This window comes from Enterococcus sp. E5-37, assembly GCF_035726925.1.
Lineage (GTDB): Bacteria > Bacillota > Bacilli > Lactobacillales > Enterococcaceae > Enterococcus_B > Enterococcus_B faecium.
In genome coordinates this window covers 284,497-300,930 of the sequence record NZ_JAPMLG010000001.1, presented here as the reverse complement: position 1 = coordinate 300,930, position 16,434 = coordinate 284,497, and the positions used below count along the sequence as shown (strand labels likewise).

Annotated in this window: 14 protein-coding genes and 1 riboswitch; of the genes, 5 read left to right on the top strand and 9 right to left on the bottom strand. The window is 33.7% G+C overall.

Features of this window, described 5'->3' with window-relative positions; translation table 11 throughout:
* Positions 1–151: 151 nt before the first annotated feature.
* The 3 genes from OS138_RS01425 (at position 152) to OS138_RS01415 (ending at position 3,015) form a co-directional block, all read left to right on the top strand.
* On the top strand, positions 152–274 hold the full coding sequence (locus OS138_RS01425; RefSeq protein WP_002296297.1) for a hypothetical protein: 123 nt from the start codon (positions 152–154) through the stop codon (positions 272–274).
* Between the two features lie 115 nt (positions 275–389).
* Positions 390–1,697, top strand: coding sequence for a serine hydrolase (locus tag OS138_RS01420; RefSeq protein ID WP_002302201.1), 1,308 nt, complete (start codon positions 390–392; stop codon positions 1,695–1,697).
* Positions 1,698–1,815: 118 nt separating this feature from the next.
* Positions 1,816–3,015 (top strand): YdcF family protein, encoded by a 1,200-nt coding sequence (locus OS138_RS01415; RefSeq protein ID WP_002302199.1) that lies wholly within the window; start codon positions 1,816–1,818, stop codon positions 3,013–3,015.
* Positions 3,016–3,041: 26 nt separating this feature from the next.
* Here the strand turns inward: OS138_RS01415 and OS138_RS01410 are convergent, their stop codons facing one another.
* The 4 genes from OS138_RS01410 to OS138_RS01395 all read right to left on the bottom strand — a co-directional run bounded on the left by OS138_RS01410 (position 3,042) and on the right by OS138_RS01395 (position 6,918).
* A complete protein-coding gene (locus OS138_RS01410; RefSeq protein WP_002327344.1) occupies positions 3,042–4,310 on the bottom strand; it encodes a voltage-gated chloride channel family protein in 1,269 nt (422 codons plus the stop codon).
* Between the two features lie 54 nt (positions 4,311–4,364).
* Positions 4,365–4,431, bottom strand: a riboswitch (Fluoride riboswitch).
* A gap of 41 nt (positions 4,432–4,472) precedes the next feature.
* Positions 4,473–5,120, bottom strand: a complete 648-nt coding sequence (locus OS138_RS01405) for a FusB/FusC family EF-G-binding protein (protein ID WP_002323864.1) — start codon at positions 5,118–5,120, stop codon at positions 4,473–4,475.
* 407 nt (positions 5,121–5,527) lie between these two features.
* On the bottom strand, positions 5,528–6,031 hold the full coding sequence (locus OS138_RS01400) for an HD domain-containing protein (protein WP_002289559.1): 504 nt from the start codon (positions 6,029–6,031) through the stop codon (positions 5,528–5,530).
* A gap of 122 nt (positions 6,032–6,153) precedes the next feature.
* Positions 6,154–6,918 (bottom strand): TrmH family RNA methyltransferase, encoded by a 765-nt coding sequence (locus OS138_RS01395; RefSeq protein WP_002327792.1) that lies wholly within the window; start codon positions 6,916–6,918, stop codon positions 6,154–6,156.
* Between the two features lie 107 nt (positions 6,919–7,025).
* On the opposite strand from OS138_RS01395, the gene OS138_RS01390 reads away from it, so the two are divergent.
* Together OS138_RS01390 and yidC are read left to right on the top strand one after the other, a co-directional pair.
* Positions 7,026–7,301 carry an acylphosphatase gene (locus tag OS138_RS01390; protein ID WP_002289551.1) on the top strand — a complete coding sequence of 92 codons (276 nt, stop codon included), beginning with the start codon at positions 7,026–7,028 and terminating at the stop codon, positions 7,299–7,301.
* 675 nt (positions 7,302–7,976) lie between these two features.
* Positions 7,977–8,927 (top strand): membrane protein insertase YidC, encoded by a 951-nt coding sequence (gene yidC, locus OS138_RS01385; protein ID WP_002306243.1) that lies wholly within the window; start codon positions 7,977–7,979, stop codon positions 8,925–8,927.
* Positions 8,928–9,016: 89 nt separating this feature from the next.
* Here yidC and OS138_RS01380 read toward each other — a convergent pair whose 3' ends face one another.
* From OS138_RS01380 to OS138_RS01360, 5 genes are all read right to left on the bottom strand, one after another.
* Positions 9,017–10,435 carry an oligosaccharide flippase family protein gene (locus OS138_RS01380; protein ID WP_002335961.1) on the bottom strand — a complete coding sequence of 473 codons (1,419 nt, stop codon included), beginning with the start codon at positions 10,433–10,435 and terminating at the stop codon, positions 9,017–9,019.
* On the bottom strand, positions 10,416–11,378 hold the full coding sequence (locus OS138_RS01375; protein ID WP_002343197.1) for an ATP-grasp fold amidoligase family protein: 963 nt from the start codon (positions 11,376–11,378) through the stop codon (positions 10,416–10,418). Before OS138_RS01375 ends, OS138_RS01380 begins: the two co-directional genes overlap by 20 nt.
* A gap of 1 nt (position 11,379) precedes the next feature.
* A complete protein-coding gene (locus OS138_RS01370; RefSeq protein WP_002343196.1) occupies positions 11,380–12,546 on the bottom strand; it encodes a nucleotide sugar dehydrogenase in 1,167 nt (388 codons plus the stop codon).
* A gap of 1,453 nt (positions 12,547–13,999) precedes the next feature.
* Entirely contained in the window at positions 14,000–15,190 is a 1,191-nt protein-coding gene (locus OS138_RS01365) for a glycosyltransferase (RefSeq protein WP_002335964.1), read from the bottom strand.
* Entirely contained in the window at positions 15,168–16,433 is a 1,266-nt protein-coding gene (locus OS138_RS01360) for a hypothetical protein (RefSeq protein ID WP_229212125.1), read from the bottom strand. The genes OS138_RS01365 and OS138_RS01360 overlap by 23 nt, the downstream gene beginning before the upstream one ends.
* Position 16,434: the final 1 nt, after the last annotated feature.

Genomic DNA, 16,434 nt, shown 5'->3' with positions numbered 1-16,434 from the left:
TATCTAAAAAAATAAAACGGTTTCTACGGTTTTAAATTTAGCTATTTTTTTAAGTTATCTTCATAATTTCCTCAATTATTTAGCCCCAGTCTTCAACTATTCTTCATGAAATGCTGATAAACTAAGAAAAAGAATAAAAGAGGTGGATCTTATGCATTTGATTATGATTTTCAGTTTATTAAGTATTATCAGTTTATTTGCTTTCAGCGCTTCCCGCTTATTAGATGCGGAAACACAGCCTATTCCTGTAAAAGTACGTAAAAACGACCGCTAACCTTCCATAACGTGCGTTCTTATCCTAAAGTTTTTTCAGAAACATTGAAACTCTCTCCCCTCTCTGATAAAATTTTAATTTGTAGCGAAACAAATTAATTACAAGGAGATCGGATATGTCCATAAAAAAAACACGTCTAGTCCTATTATTGGCTAGTCTCATTCTTTGCCTTGCTTCTTTTCTACCAGCTGTTGCTGTGCAAGCTGAAGATACGTTCAAAGTAAATGCAAAAGCAGCTTTTGCTGTAGATGCGCAAAGCGGTAAGATTCTTTATGATCAAGATGGAGAAAAAACCATGGGGATCGCTTCAATCACAAAAATCATCGGTCTTTACATCGTTCTTGATCAAGTAAAAGAAGGAAAACTGTCATGGGATGATAAAGTTTCGATTTCAGATTATGCAGAAAATTTGAGTATCACCCCAGATTTATCGAATGTTCCTTTGCATAAAGAAAACACCTACACTGTCAAAGAATTATTCGACTCTGCAATCATCCAGTCAGCCAATGCTTCAATGGTGGCCTTGGCAGAAAAAATCTCTGGCAGCGAAGCTAAATTCACTGAACGAATGAAAGAACAATTGAAAGATTGGGGAATCAAAGATGCAACGATCGTTAATGCATCAGGACTGAATAACTCTTATCTTGGCGAAAACCGACCAGAAGGCACTGGAGAAAACGACGAAAATCAAATGTCTGCTCAAGATGTGGCCATCGTTGCCCGCCATTTGATCTTGGATTTCCCAGAAATACTGGATGTATCAAGTACTACGACCCAAATGTTTGGCGAAAACACGCAATCACCAGTGGAAATGGTCAACTGGAACTGGATGCTCCCAGGATTCGTTAATTACAAGGAAGGCGTGGACGGATTAAAAACTGGTACGACTGAGCTTGCAGGTGCTTGTTTCGTTGGTACGATCACTAAAAACGATCAACGGATCATCACTGTCGTATTGAATGCGGACGGCCATGCGGAAAACCCGAGTGCCCGCTTCAATGAAACAGACCGTTTGATGGACTACTGCTATGACAATTGGTCAGAAAAAGAGCTCGGAAAAGCTAACGCAAGTATTCCTAGCCTAAAAACGATTGATGTAAAAGACGGAAAAGAATCAACAGTTCCTGTTGTGCTTAAAAGCCCTGTAAAAGTATGGGTACGAAACGATATGGATACTGGCAAATTAACGATCACGCCAACACTTGACAAGAAGCAAGTCACTGACAACGAGATCCAAGCACCTATGGATAAAGGTACAAAAATCGGTACCGCTACGATCACCTTGGCAGACGATAAATTAGGCTATTTAGAAGACAACAATGCGCCATCAACAGAGATCATTACGGATAAAACAGTGGAAAAAGCGAATATGTTCGTGATTGGCTGGCGACGCGTCGCAGAATTTTTCGGCAACTTGTTTTAATTGAACAATAAGAAAAGCATCTTTCCATCGGAAAGATGTTTTTTTGCTTTTTCTAGTTTAAATAACAGCTTTTTTCATCTATTTTCGTTATACTGTATAAGAAAAAGGAGTTGAATTTATGAATCTAACCAGAGATCTGATCTTTTTAGTTCTCTATCTTATTGGGGTATTCTCTATCGTTTATTGGCGAAAACAGAAGAAGGATCCTTCCTTGTTCTTTTACGGCAGTACGTGGACATTTACGGTAATCTTAACTTATTTTGTCGTGTTGGAAATTTTTTATTCGACCTTTTATTTTTTGATTCCATTGTTGTTCTTTAGTATCTTTGCTTTTTCTTATTTCACAGAAAAACGAAGGCTGCTGAATGGTCTTTTATTCAATGTTTTCCTCATCAGTTTCGGCATCTACTTGTTTGTCTTGCTGTATGAAACGCAAAATATTTTCCTTGGCGGACTGATCGCCTTGATCACGATTCCATTGCTACTTGTCCTTTTATTTGGTATTTATGGATTGATTGTTTTTCTTTTTTGGAACGGGGTCACAGTTTTACGTAGAGAATCGCATTCATTAGCTAATCTTTTAACGTTGATACTAGCCATTTTTCTTACACTGTTTCTTGTTTTTGACTTTTTCTTGTTAAAATATTTGCCGCAATGGATAAATGCTTTGTTTTTCTGCGTTCCCCTGATCTTGATCTATCTATTTATCGTATTCTACAACTTTTTGACTGTCTCATTCTTGTATCAGTTCAACCGGCCTCGATACAATCAAGACTTCATCGTTGTGTTAGGCGCTGGGTTGATCAATGGAGAAACAGTTTCTCCTCTTCTAGCCAAGCGAATCAATAAGGCAATTGCTTTTTATCGGGCTCAAAGCCGTGCTACATTAAATCCGCCCATCTTATTGATGTCTGGCGGGCAAGGAGCAGACGAAAAAGTACCAGAGGCCATTGCGATGAAACAATATGCCATGGAACAAGGAATTCCTGAAAGAGACATTCTTGTCGAAACCAATTCGACAACCACTTTGGAGAACATGCTCTATTCAAAGGAAATCATGGATCAGCAAATGAAAGGGCCATACCGCGCGATCTTCAGTTCCAACAATTACCACATTTTTAGAGCCGGTCTTTATGCGCGGCAAGCCAAATTGAAAGCAAATGGTATTGGTGCAAAAACAGCTTTCTACTACTTGCCTAATGCGTTTTTAAGAGAATACATCGCCATCTTGATGATGAACAAAAAAAGGCATATGATCATTTGCGGATTGCTTTTCGCAGGCTCCGCATTCTTATCGCTGATTACTTTACTTTTCTAAAAAAACAAGGTGTGACAAAATATATGTCACACCTTGTTTTTTTCTTTCATTCTCTTAACTATTGGCAAAAAGAGTATCCCTTTTTTGACCGCTACTTGCTGAGCAGAATAAATACCGCTGTTGCCTGAACACATAAAGCTGATCAAGCAGATCATAAAGAAGTATACTGCCGCTTGTGAACCGAACAATTCGATCCCCATCACAAAGCAGGCAATCGGTGTATTTGTCGCACCAGAAAATACTCCGATAAAGCCCAATCCTGCAAGAAAAGGAACAGAAACATGGAGCAAAGGCGCTAGTGCTGCACCAAGCGTTGCACCAATTTCAAACAATGGTGTCACTTCTCCCCCTTGATATCCCGCGCCTAAAGACAAAACTGTGAAGAATAACTTCCCAATAAAATCATAGACATGTGCCTGTCCATTAAATGATTCTTGAAGTAACGGAAGACTCAATCCGAGATAACGTTGTGTTTGCAAAATCAATGCTGCTGCCACAACTACAGCTCCACCTATCGTATTTCGCCAAACAGGATGAGGAATCCATTGCGCATACCGTGCTTTTAAAAAGACGATCGAACGGCTGAATACCCAGCCAATCAAACCAAAAGCAATCCCAGCAACAAAAACTTTGAAGAACAGCAACATACTCCATTCAGGAATCACACCCATTTGGTAATGTAGATGAGAAACACCATAGCTTTCCGTCATGAAATTTGCAAACAGTGCAGCAAAGAAGCTAGGGAAGATTGCTTCTGTTCGGACTTTCCCGATTGCCAACACTTCTAATCCAAATAATGTTCCAGCTAAAGGTGTGCCAAATACAGAACTAAAACCCGCACTGATTCCACTGATAATCAAGATTTCCCGTTCTGCTTTATCCAATCGGAACAAACGTGCTGTATTATCTGCTAACGCTCCCCCCATTTGGACTGCTGTTCCTTCACGGCCAACAGATCCCCCAAATAAATGGGTAGTTATGGTTCCAAACAGTGTAAGTGGAATAAGCCGCAACGGGATTTTTTCTTCTCCACCATTTCCTTGATCGATCACTAAGTTGTTTCCACGACTAGAAAGACCGCCGTGATACGCATAGAGATAAGCAAAAAGCGCACCACTAACTGGTAGTAGATAAAGGAGCCAAGGATGTGATAGTCGGATATCTGTCACAACTGTCAGGCTATTTAAGAAAAAAGCAGACAAGCTCCCCATGAATATACCGAGAATCGCTGTGATCACCAGCCACTTCAGCATGTACACTAAAATGCGCACTGGACTCGGTAATTGTTTTTCCATAAAAAATTCCTCCTCAATAAAAAAACGCCTACTAAAGAAAGGGGCTGTCCCCAGACTTTAGTAGGCGTCATTAGCTATCTTTCGTTAGCATTTAAAGGCGAACACCATCACCTATTCACTTCCATTAAAAGATAGCATATTTTTCTGTAAAAAACAATAAAATTATCGTTCTTTCTTTACACGTTCAGCAAATTCATAGAAAGGAGCCAATTTCGTTAACTGTTGATTACATTGGTCACTATCATGACAAATATAATTCCCCTTTTTCGTATACGTGCCATCAGAACCTGCTTTCGTTGTAGAAAGAAAAAGCGAAACATTCGATGTTTTCTGACAGATTGCACAGATTCCCTTATTTATCGTTGGTGATAAAGTACCGCTAATCCCTTTTAATTTTTCATCTTCGTAATAGACCATGAATTTTTTCTGCGTACCTGGATCATTCCAGCCGATGTACGTATGTTCTTGCAAGTCGATTTCATTCCAAGCTGGTTGTTTGAGTTTTTTCACTTTTCGGAATAATTTCTCGATTTGTGGTTTGCTAGGCTGCATAAACGGCTGAACGATTTGCTTCAGCTCCTCCAATGCTCTTTCTGCTTGCGCTTTTGTCAGTTTTACGTCTAAAACTGTCGTTAAAAATGTATCGATTTCTGGCAGTTCGTGATCTAATATGTCTCGAATCTTTTCAGCTGCTAGTGCCTGAACTGTTTGTACCGTTTTTGGATCATTGACAGATGAGTACGCATTTAATAACTGTTCTACTTCTCTTTTTATAAAAAAATATTGGTATGGTTTTATTGTTTGTTCCATGATTTTAAAGTCCTTTCTTCTAACCAAAGTGCATACTTTGTAGAAAAAAGTGATCTTCTGCAAAGTATGTGTTACCTGAAGATCCCGGACTCTTTTAAATAAGATACGTTTTGCATCTTATCATCACCCCCTTTAATGCTTATTATTCTATGTACATGATTCATTCGATAAATAAAAGTAAACCGTATCTTGAACAGATAGTCAACTGCAAACAGAAAAAAGGACTGTGACAAAAGTCGTGTCAAAGTCCCTTGTTTCGAATGAATGGTGTTCAAAAGCTTGCATCTGCGGTAATAAGCCGAAACTTCACAAAAATTTGAGAAGTAATTTTCGTAAATTCCTTCTTATTTCTTGAAGCTGACCACTTCTGTCACAACCTCAATATGGTCTATTATTGGTTTTACCTGTTAAATCGAGGATTCTTTGCCAAAGTAACGTTGCCATCTCTTACGCATACTTGCAGACATGGGCTGAGCCGCTTCTTTGACTGCGCAGTATTTGTCCACGAATGTCACGATATATCCTTCTTTGTACTTAGGCGGTGCGATCGTTGCACCCCACATGTGCTTCAAAATGATATCTCGCTCAAGATCCGACAAATCGGTGATTTTTTCTGCATTCTTTACAGCAATTCTTGGATGGATATACGCATGTGTCCCCTCGTCAAATTTCGTCGTACGCCAATCATAGTAGAACAGATCATGCAAAAGTCCAGCACGCGCTGTTGCTTTAGCATTGCCACCCCATTTTTTTGCGAGCAGATAACTATAGTAAGAAACACTGATGGAATGCTCCAAACGAGTGGAATGAACATGCTGTGTGTAATTCGCTAATTTTTTCACTGCTTCTGTTTCTAAAAGATCTTGTACATAAGACATATATTCTTCGTCTTCACGCCATTTTTCTGTCATAATTATCGATCTGCCACCTTTTTGAATTTCATTTTCTTCTGAAATTGATCTAAGTATACCACCAGTGTTCGGATTATTCTAGTCGCTCTAGATAAAATAGCTAAAGCTTAATAGTTCCTTAATCATAAAGAAAAATGATAAAGAACGATCCCTGCTGCGACTCCGACATTCAATGATTCCGCATTTCCTTTCATTGGGATATATACGTTCTGATCAGTCAAAGACAAGATTTCCTGACTTACTCCCTGACCTTCGTTTCCCATAATTATAGCGAAATCCTCTGTTTTTTCTACTTTGTCTAATGCATGTGCTTCTTCATTTAATTCTGTACCGTACACCGTAAACCCTTTGCCTTTCATTACAGGGATTACATCTGCCAAATCTTTTTGTAACACAGGCAAATGATAATTGCTTCCCTGCATGCTTCGCAGCACCTTTGTACTATAAATATCTGCCGTTCCTTTACCTAATAAAACACCAGCCATACCAAACGCATCTGCCGTACGGATCATCGTTCCCACATTTCCAGGATCCTGTACATTATCTAGTAAAAGCCAGCCTCCTGAAAAATCTGGCGTATCTTCAGATGTTAACGTCATCACTGCTAAGATCCCTTGCGGTGTAGGTAGATCTGACATAGCGGTCATGACCTCATCTGAAACTAGAAAAGTAGAAATCTCTTTGTTTACAGCCAGCCAGTCTCCCCATTCTTTCATACCTCTCTGTGTCACAAAAAGTTCTTTTATTTCTGCATCAGACGACGCAGCTTCTTCGATCAGATGGAACCCTTCCAAAAGATATTCTGCCTTTTCTTCTCTGTATTTCTTTTTATGTAGTTTTTTTAATTCTTTGATTCTTGGATTTTTTGCTGATTGGATCTCTTTCACATTCCTTCACCTCACCTGATTATATCATGGAATAGGTGCTTGAGCTTGTTTCATCCTAAAAAAATCGGTATCATTGATTTATAAAACAGGAAAGAAAGGTGACGAACATGCGCAAAGTTAAAATGAATGTCCAAGGACGTGTCCAGGGCGTGGGATTTCGCTATATGACCAAGATGGTTGCTGATCAGTTAGGCGTGACCGGAACGGTAAAAAACGAAGACGACGGCTCAGTCACAATCGAAGCAATCGGAAATGACGACATCATCCAAAAATTTATCGAAGAAGTCAAGAAGTCTCCGAGCCCAAGTGGACGAGTGCAGTATGTGGATGTCCAAGAAGATCCGATGATTGAGGAACGAAAGAAATTTGATGTGGTGGGATAAGGTTGTGAAAAAGTCGCTTAGTTTTGAGTATTAAGGAAAATTTTGTGAAAATGGCTTTCCACATTTTTGCATAAATTTGACTTAATACCGAGAAACTGACTTTTGAACACCGTCGATAAGGTTGTTTTTGAAGCGCTTTGCCTCGAGTATTAAGGAGAAACATTTTCCAAATAGCTTCTCATATTTTGAAATGTAATGACTTAATACCGAGAGGCAGCTGATAAAACACCGTCAATAAGGTTGTGAAAAAGTCGCTTAGTTTTGAGTATTAAGGAAAATTTTGTGAAAATGGCTTTCCACATTTTTGCATAAATTTGACTTAATACCAAGAAACTGACTTTTGAACACCGTCGATAAGGTTGTTTTTGAGGCACTTTGCCTCAAGTATTAAAGACAGGTAGTAAAAAAGCTGATCTATAACTTGCAATAAATTTGCTTAACCCATATTTTCCAGACAGAACAAAAAAGTTTTTAGTTTTTTAAATAAGAAAGAAACACTTGGAATCACTCTTTTCTTTTCAAGTATTTCTTTCTTGATTTTTTGTCTTTTTTCAAAATTTTTCGCTACGAAAAAGAACGAATATTTATATGAAATTTCTATGAAGTTGATTGAATTCCATGCGCTTTTTTAGTATAGTTAAGTTTGTGTAAAAATTATAGAAGAGGAAGTATTCTATGAATAAATGGAAAAACTGGTTATTGGGATCCGGACTTGTCAGTATCCTGCTCTTTTTATCTGGCTGTGTGCGGATGGATTCAAACGGAAACCCTGACACTTCAGGAATCGTTTATCGAGTACTCGTCCATCCTATGGGCCAAGCGATTACATATCTAGTTGAGAATTTCAATTGGTCTTACGGCTGGGCAGTTATTGCAATGACTGTGATCGTTCGTATCATCATCTTGCCACTAGGTATCAGTCAATCGAAAAAAACAATGATCCAATCTGAAAAAATGCAAGCGTTAAAACCACAAGTTGAAGCAGCACAGCAAAAGCTAAAAGCTGCAACAACACGTGAAGAACAAATGGCAGCACAAGCAGAAATGCAGCAAGTATATCGCGAAAATGGATTGAGTATGACCGGCGGAATCGGCTGTCTGCCTCTATTGATCCAAATGCCGATCTTCTCTGCCTTGTATTTTACGGCTCGCTACACAGAAGGTATCCGTGAATCATCTTTTTACGGCATCGATCTAGGCTCACCAAGTATGGTGCTTGTGGCCATCGCAGGGGTCGCTTATCTGCTTCAAGGATATATTTCAACAATCGGTATTCCTGAAGAACAGAAAAAGACGATGCGTACGATGCTGATCGTCTCTCCTGCTATGATCGTCTTCATGTCGATCAGTGCGCCAGCCGGTGTTACACTTTACTGGGTAGTCGGTGGTGTGTTCAGCTGTCTGCAAACATTCATCACAAACGTTATGATGAAACCACGTTTGAAAGCACAAGTGGCAGAAGAGTTGAAACAAAACCCGCCAAAACAAGTCGTCACTCCAAGAAAAGACGTGACAGAATCAGCAAAGCCAGCTGACAACAAACAAGCAACAAAACAAATCAAACAACCAAAAAATAGTACAAATAACAAAGGCCGCAACGCAGGAAAGCAGCAGAAGCGGAAGTAAATGGTAAAAGACCACCTCATTCTTAATGAAGAGGTGGTCTTTTTTGACTGAATTTTTTATGAAAATATTAGGTACACAGATGAAAAATACTAAGAATTATTTTTTTTTTTTATAAAAGCGATAAGTGGATTCACTTTTAAAATAGTAGTTAAGAACATATATATCAAAGAGCCTATGATTACTTGTACTAGAGTAGTAAAAGGAGAAGGACTCATATTTCTAGATATATATCTTATTGCTAAAATCATTAATATTCCAGATAAAAAATATACAACAATATTTTTTAATTTTAGCCTAAAACTTGTTTCTCTGACAAAAGATGTAAAACGGGTAGTTGTTACGAATAATTCAGCAAGTATAGTAGAAATAATCGCTCCATATATCCCAATTACTGGTATTAATAATAAATTACTAATTATGCTAACAACTGCTCCTAAAATAACAGCTATATTGTATACTCTAATTCTATTCATAGGAACTAAATATTGTCTTCCAACTGCCATTCCCAAAGGTATAATAACTATTAGTGGTGCAACAAACGGTATCGTATTCAAGAGTAATAAAAATTTTTCTCCAAAAAACCATGGAACAAATTTTGGAGTAATTTCCCATAGTCCAAACATCATAGGAATAGTAAAAAAAAGTTGAATATTGATTGTTTTTTTCATAGCCTTAACGATGTCTTCATTTTTTCCTTTAGAAACCAAATTACTAAATTTGGGCAGAAGAACTAAATCTAAAGTTGTAACTAAAGTGACTAATACTCCATTGATTATTAAAGTATTCGCATAATAGCCAACTGAATTTTTTGAATCTAGCCACCCTAATAACGTTTTATTCATATTAGTGTATAAAATAATTGCTATTTTAGGAATAAAATATTGCAAAGAAGGATATAAATGTTTAAATATATCTTGTAAAGCTATCTTCTTTATATTTATTTTATCAAAGATAAATATCCATGTTATCACTTGTGCGATAAGTATACTCATACTCTGTAACAATATATATATCCATAAATCGTTTGCTTCTTTCACAAATATTACTATACCGAGAAAGGTAATAATTTGCGAAAATAAACTACTTAAACTAATTTTTTTAAAATCTTCTATTCCCATAAAAAACCATGAAATATCAAAAACAGCAGCTACAACAATTAAACTTTGTAAATAAAAATAAATTCTATCTTCTGAGAAAGATACTATTAGAAGATATGCAACCAATGAAAAAAGTGAAATAATAAAACTCATACAGAATAATTCCCAAAATCTTTGAGATAATTTTTCTTTGTTCTCACGCACAATTGCTATTTCTCTATTTCCATACACTCCAACACCAAGTCCAGCTATTAAAACAAAATATTGCGCAATTGAATTTGTATAATTATACGTTCCGATTCCATCAGGTCCTAATGCATTAGATACGATAGGTATAGTAATTAAAGGCAATATTATTTTTACTAATTGAAAAATACTCTGATACATAAAATTATTGATTGTTTTTTTCATTAAACATCTCCAAGTCAATCCAAGTTCCCAATTTTTTATCAAGTTCTGGTCTCTGACGTAATATTTCCAAAAAACCACTAGCAGGAGTAAAAGTTAATTCGGTAATTTTAATGTCATCATTTACTTCATTGAAATCTATACGTACTACAGGAAAATCTTTCGAAATAATAGAACTTACTCTTTCCATTTCATTAAAAAAATGTGGTTTAGGGATTTCTGTTTTAACGACATCTTCATCTTTCCATATCACTTTCCATTGCCTGTCTAAATGAACACGGCTATGCTTTCTATGACCTTCAATCATATCATCTTCTTTAGCTTTATCTTTTTTTTCATTCCAATACCATATTATTACTTGCACGAATGCTAATTTTCCTCCTACCATAAACATACGGTACTCATTACCCAGTTCTTCAATAAATGGCTCACAAATAATAGCATTTTTCCCTTTAGAATAATGATACTCTGCCGATAAATCTCCATAATCACTTACTAGCCATTTTTTCATAAGTTTCTTTAGTTTTTTATTTGAGGTTTTACTTTTATCTTTTACAATCAAGTTCAACCCGGAAGCATTTGTCTTTTTCAATACAAATTTTTGAGGAAGTTTTTCGAAATTCATTTCTTTAGGATTATTATAGATCTCAATAAACGGCATTTCGTATTTTTCAAAAGATTTACTTTCTAAATAATCTCTAATTGTATATTTATCTGCTGCTTTTATCACTAAGGAATTTTTTGGATAATCAAATAACTTTAAATATTGAATTTTTTCAGATAAAAGTTGTGGATTTTTTAAATTTAAACTTTTTCCGTAAAATTTATGATAATTCTTTTTAGTCTCCTTTATAGGACTCTTTCGTACTTTATATTTTGTCCATAATATATACACATCAAATACTGGTGTATTTTTTAATAGCTTTTTAGCATACATAGTTATCATTTTAATCCTTCCCAAATATATCTCTCGTATAAACTTTTTCTTTTACTTCAGCTAAAGCTGGCTCCATACGATTTGATACAATCACATCTGACATATTCTTGAATTCGTCAAAATCTTTGATCACCCGTGAATGATAGAATGCTTCTTTATCTAGTGTTGGTTCATAAACTACGACTTCGATCCCTTTTGCTTTGATACGTTTCATTACACCTTGGATAGATGAATACCGAAAGTTGTCAGAATTTGCCTTCATTGTTAAACGATAGATTCCTACAGTTTTAGGTTTTTTCGCTAAAATTTGGTCTGCAATAAAATCTTTTCTTGTCGTATTTGCGTCTACAATTGCACTGATGATATTGCTTGGAACATTTTCATAGTTTGCTCTTAGCTGCTTTGTATCTTTAGGTAAACAATATCCTCCGTAACCAAATGAGGGATTATTGTAGTGAGAGCCAATTCGAGGATCTAACCCTACACCCTCAATGATTTGTTTTGTGTTCAATCCTCGAGACTCGGCATAAGTATCTAACTCATTAAAATATGCTACGCGTAAAGCAAGATAAGTGTTTGAAAACAATTTGATTGCTTCAGCTTCAGTAGGATGTGTCAAAAGAACTGGCACATCTTTATCTAAAGCATTCCGTTCAAACATATCCGCTATTTCTTGCCCTCTATCAGAACACTCTCCTACAACAATTCGAGAAGGATACAAGTTATCATACAATGCCTTTCCTTCTCTTAAAAACTCTGGAGAAAAAATAATATTCTCTGTTTTAAATTTTGCTTTTAATTCTAATGTATATCCCACAGGAACAGTTGACTTAATAATAAAAGTTGCATCTGGTCGAATGATCAGGGCTTTTTCAATAACATCTTCAACTGTAGAAGTATTAAAGTAATTTTTCTTTTCGTCGTAATCTGTCGGTGTAGCGATAATCAAGTAATCACCAAAAACTACAGCTTCCTCGAAATCTTTAGTAAATTCCACATTTAAATCATCCCGTTCGAGAAACTCGTGAACTTCTTTATCCTCTAAAGGTGATTGTCTGTTTCTTAGCATATCAATCTTTTCCTCAACGATATCATATGCTTTAACATTTTCGTGTTGGCCAAGTAATAAAGCGTTAGCTAAGCCAACGTAGCCGAGACCAAAAATTGAAATTTTCATAGCTTTCCCCTTTTTTATTTAATATATAACTTTTAAGTCTGTTGATAGTATCTTTACGAAACTTCTTGCCAAACTAGGTATAACAATTCCTCTGTTTTTTATTTTGTTCGTATCCATTATTAAGTATCATAGATGTTTTGCTTTTTCTAGCAGAAATTAATCAGATGTACTGGATAAACAGAAACCTACTATTTAATCTTTTAATATCTTTGGAAAATTAACACAAAAGCACACATAACATTCAATAATTGATAAATACTATGTATTCTATCATTTCAATAACAAAAATCACGTTTTTTACTAATGTGCTACTCCACCTTGCTCATTCAAATTGCTCTTTATATACTATAAACATAAAAGATATCATATAAATTATCGCTAAAATCCTAACATATCTGTATTCATTCAACAGTTCTATCAAATTATCTCCTTTACAGTTTTTTCTTCATTCGACACACGATCAGTTTTTATAAAAAACATCTTTATTTCCATTTTTTATTATAAGATAACATTTTTCGTTTCTTAGAGTTTAATTTAATATTTCATTTCTTTACTCTGTTCACACTTATATCATAGTAAAAATATCTATATATATTTTAAATAATTGATAAATGTCATGTACTGTTATTAACAATATCGAAATATTGTTGCTTCGACACTATTATCCCTTGTTAATAAACATGTTATAATATCAGAATTACTATTGATTACATAATAGTTAAGAATTAGAATCAGCTCTTTTGGAATGTAAGTATAAAAATTCCATCTATATCCTCAAACTGAAAACTATGTTTATAACCTTCATATTCACTAGCCCATAAATAAAGATGCTTTTACAATGCAATCATATTCTATCTCTATCATGCCATAATTGCATGAATCAATCTTGCTTGTGCAACTGCATGTTTTAATATGCACGGAAAAAACACCAATTATTCTGTTAAAGAATAATTAATTTGGATGAAGACACTTAAAATACTTTTTTAATTCTCCACCGAATTACTTTCTGAAAAAAACAATATAGTCACCACTAAACGTAAATATACTAATATCGCACATGGATTGATTAGGTATAACTACTTTAAGCTTCCCTATTATCACACCACATTCAACAGACACTTTTTTCTTTAAAAATAAATTTAATCAATATCGATAATTCTAGTTTTCCATAATACGTAGTTTATTTTTTATAAATTTTGTCGACCTTTTCGTAGAAGTACAATCAGATAGAATGAGCACTGTAGTTACCAATCTTCTTCAATGCTTAAAAAACATGCAAAAATACCATAGTTTAGCTGAACCAGGATAACCAGTTTAGAATTCCCAATTCACCTAAAAACTAAATGGAGAGTAGTAGATTATTAAGCAGTCTTAGAAATACACTCATTGTACTTTTGGATTAAAAAATAAATATCTTTTCCTAAAAAACTACTAAAACTCCCACTTTTATCAGTTATTCCATCATTATATTCTTAAAATATTGCGAGACTGGCTCAAATGCGGTATCAAAATCAAATCGTTCTACTGCAATTGTTCTAATTCTATCTGTTAAATTTTTTTTACTAGAATATTTATCAGTAAGTTTTATATAAAAATCAACTATTTTGGTAATGTCAATATGACTTTCATCAGAAGGAAATCTAAGATAAATATCTATATCTTCTATATAATCTAAATCAGTCTTTACCCCAGAAATTACAGGTAACCCCTTGGCCAGATATTCTTTTCCTTTTAAACTACTGTTATATTTAACTCCAACACGATGTCTTCCTAAAGAATCTACAGCTACATCAGCTAGATCATAATATTTAGATAATTCATTTTTATCTAACATACCTAAAAAAATAACATAATCTGTAAGTTTTAATTTTTTGACTAAGCTTTCGTATTTAGATTTCTCACTTCCATCACCAGCTATAAACAGTTTTACGACAGTATCATTCTTTTTTTTATTATAATCTTCTAAACCTTTTATCAGCCTATCATAACCATGCCAATGATTAAGAGTTGAGACTGCTATTAGGTTAATATTACTAAAATTAGACTTACAATCCACTCTTTTTTTAGAGATAACACTCGTATCAATTGCATTACTAATATTTATAGTTTTCGTATTCCAAATCAATTTATCATTAGAATATGTCACTATTCTATCAATATAGTTCACACTAAAGTTTTTGATTATGCTATCTTGTAAAATTACCATTAAGAACTTTGCAAAAAGCACAAGTTTTTTTTCCTTAAAAAGAATTTTAGCTTTTTCAATAAATTCAAATTTATAAGGATATGTTGGTATTTCAATAATAATTTTTAACTGGTTTTTCTTTAGATCCTTTAAAAGTTTCATTAAATCAATAGAAAAATAATCTAGTCTAATATAAACAGCCTTATAATCATCATTGTTTAAATAACTACTAATGCTACTAAAAAAAAATTTTTGATTAGTTTGATATTTTTTTGTTTTTTCTTTAAGTATAGTTTCAGAATTGTCAGAAACCAGTTTTACTTCATTATAAGTAGCATAATACAAATCGGTTTTTATATTATTATTTATCAAAGTTTTTACTTGTGAAAAAACTTTCGTTTTAATCCCAAAAGCTCCATCAGCATCCAAATTCATATTACAAATATACGCTATTTTCATCTGTGTACACCTCATTTATTAATGTAAAAAAATAAAAAGAAAAAAAGAAGGTTGTAAATTCATTAATTGAAAAAACATATCCTTTAATGTTCAGGATAAGAAAGGATAAAATAAAAAAATTCGAGATAAAATTTAAATAATTATTTTTAATATTTTTTTTCATTTTGAATGTTTTAGTTATAAAAAATAGCACTATTGCCAATAAATAAAAAACTCCTCCTAGCCAAATATCATTGATATACCCCACATCTGTACGAAAATTTAAAACATTGTCTCCATTAGCATAATTTCCTGTTCCAAAAAAGAATTGTACTAATTCAGTTGGAACTTTGTAATTATTTTTATTAACAAAATAATCTCCTATTCCATAAATAGCATTATCACTACCACCAAAAATATTTAATATCCCACTAGTGAACCATTGGTATGTATCACTATTAAATTTTTTTAATAAACCTAGTGCTAATATTATAAACAAAAAACTACTTAATATTGATACGAGCAAATTCTTAAAAACTTTTCTTTTATTATTTTTTATTAAAGTAGAAAATATAATAAAGATTCCCAATACTATAATAATAAATGAAATTCTAGCATTTATTACAGCTGAAAAAAATAAAAATGGTGTTAGAAATAAATATTTTTTCGAATAATAGATAGATAAATATATTGTAATTATACATAAAAATGCTTGAACAGCTGGCATTGTATAGCCTAATTTAGATGATAAACCATACCATCTAAAAGACGCTAATTGTGAAAATCTTGTATCTGAATATCCATAATTTATCATTCGTTCAATAAACCATGTCTGAAATTCAGTATTAAAAAAAGCTAAGATCGCGAAACCGGATTGAACAATCCCTACACAAAGCATTATATTGGTAAAATTCATTAGGCTAAATTTATTTTTTTTGAAATAATAATTTAACATTATTAAACTAGGAAATATTGAAAAAAGCCAAAACAAGACAGACTTACTAGCCTCCATCGGAGAATAGAAATTGCTATATGCTATCAAGGCTAAATATATAAAAAATAGAAAGAAAATAGTATACAATTTTAGATAATTTACATTGATTTCCACTTTTTTCTTAGTTAAAAACATATTCAACAGTAAATAAATATTAGAAAAAAATCCTAAACCATACAAGATATTCATAGACATAATTGGTGGGTAGTATATCAAAAAAAATAAAAAAATAACTACTAGCAAATTCTCAAAAAATTTAGTCAATCTCATA

What these genes read in the sequence shown, in the direction of transcription:
- yidC (WP_002306243.1), top strand. Translation starts at nt 7,977, where the DNA reads ATGAATAAATGGAAAAACTGGTTATTGGGATCCGGACTTGTCAGTATC.
- OS138_RS01420 (WP_002302201.1), top strand. Translation starts at nt 390, where the DNA reads ATGTCCATAAAAAAAACACGTCTAGTCCTATTATTGGCTAGTCTCATT.
- OS138_RS01390 (WP_002289551.1), top strand. Translation starts at nt 7,026, where the DNA reads ATGCGCAAAGTTAAAATGAATGTCCAAGGACGTGTCCAGGGCGTGGGA.
- OS138_RS01375 (WP_002343197.1), bottom strand. Translation starts at nt 11,378, where the DNA reads ATGATAACTATGTATGCTAAAAAGCTATTAAAAAATACACCAGTATTT.
- OS138_RS01360 (WP_229212125.1), bottom strand. Translation starts at nt 16,433, where the DNA reads ATGAGATTGACTAAATTTTTTGAGAATTTGCTAGTAGTTATTTTTTTA.
- OS138_RS01380 (WP_002335961.1), bottom strand. Translation starts at nt 10,435, where the DNA reads ATGAAAAAAACAATCAATAATTTTATGTATCAGAGTATTTTTCAATTA.
- OS138_RS01405 (WP_002323864.1), bottom strand. Translation starts at nt 5,120, where the DNA reads ATGGAACAAACAATAAAACCATACCAATATTTTTTTATAAAAAGAGAA.
- OS138_RS01400 (WP_002289559.1), bottom strand. Translation starts at nt 6,031, where the DNA reads ATGACAGAAAAATGGCGTGAAGACGAAGAATATATGTCTTATGTACAA.
- OS138_RS01365 (WP_002335964.1), bottom strand. Translation starts at nt 15,190, where the DNA reads ATGAAAATAGCGTATATTTGTAATATGAATTTGGATGCTGATGGAGCT.
- OS138_RS01370 (WP_002343196.1), bottom strand. Translation starts at nt 12,546, where the DNA reads ATGAAAATTTCAATTTTTGGTCTCGGCTACGTTGGCTTAGCTAACGCT.
- OS138_RS01425 (WP_002296297.1), top strand. Translation starts at nt 152, where the DNA reads ATGCATTTGATTATGATTTTCAGTTTATTAAGTATTATCAGTTTATTT.
- OS138_RS01410 (WP_002327344.1), bottom strand. Translation starts at nt 4,310, where the DNA reads ATGGAAAAACAATTACCGAGTCCAGTGCGCATTTTAGTGTACATGCTG.
- OS138_RS01415 (WP_002302199.1), top strand. Translation starts at nt 1,816, where the DNA reads ATGAATCTAACCAGAGATCTGATCTTTTTAGTTCTCTATCTTATTGGG.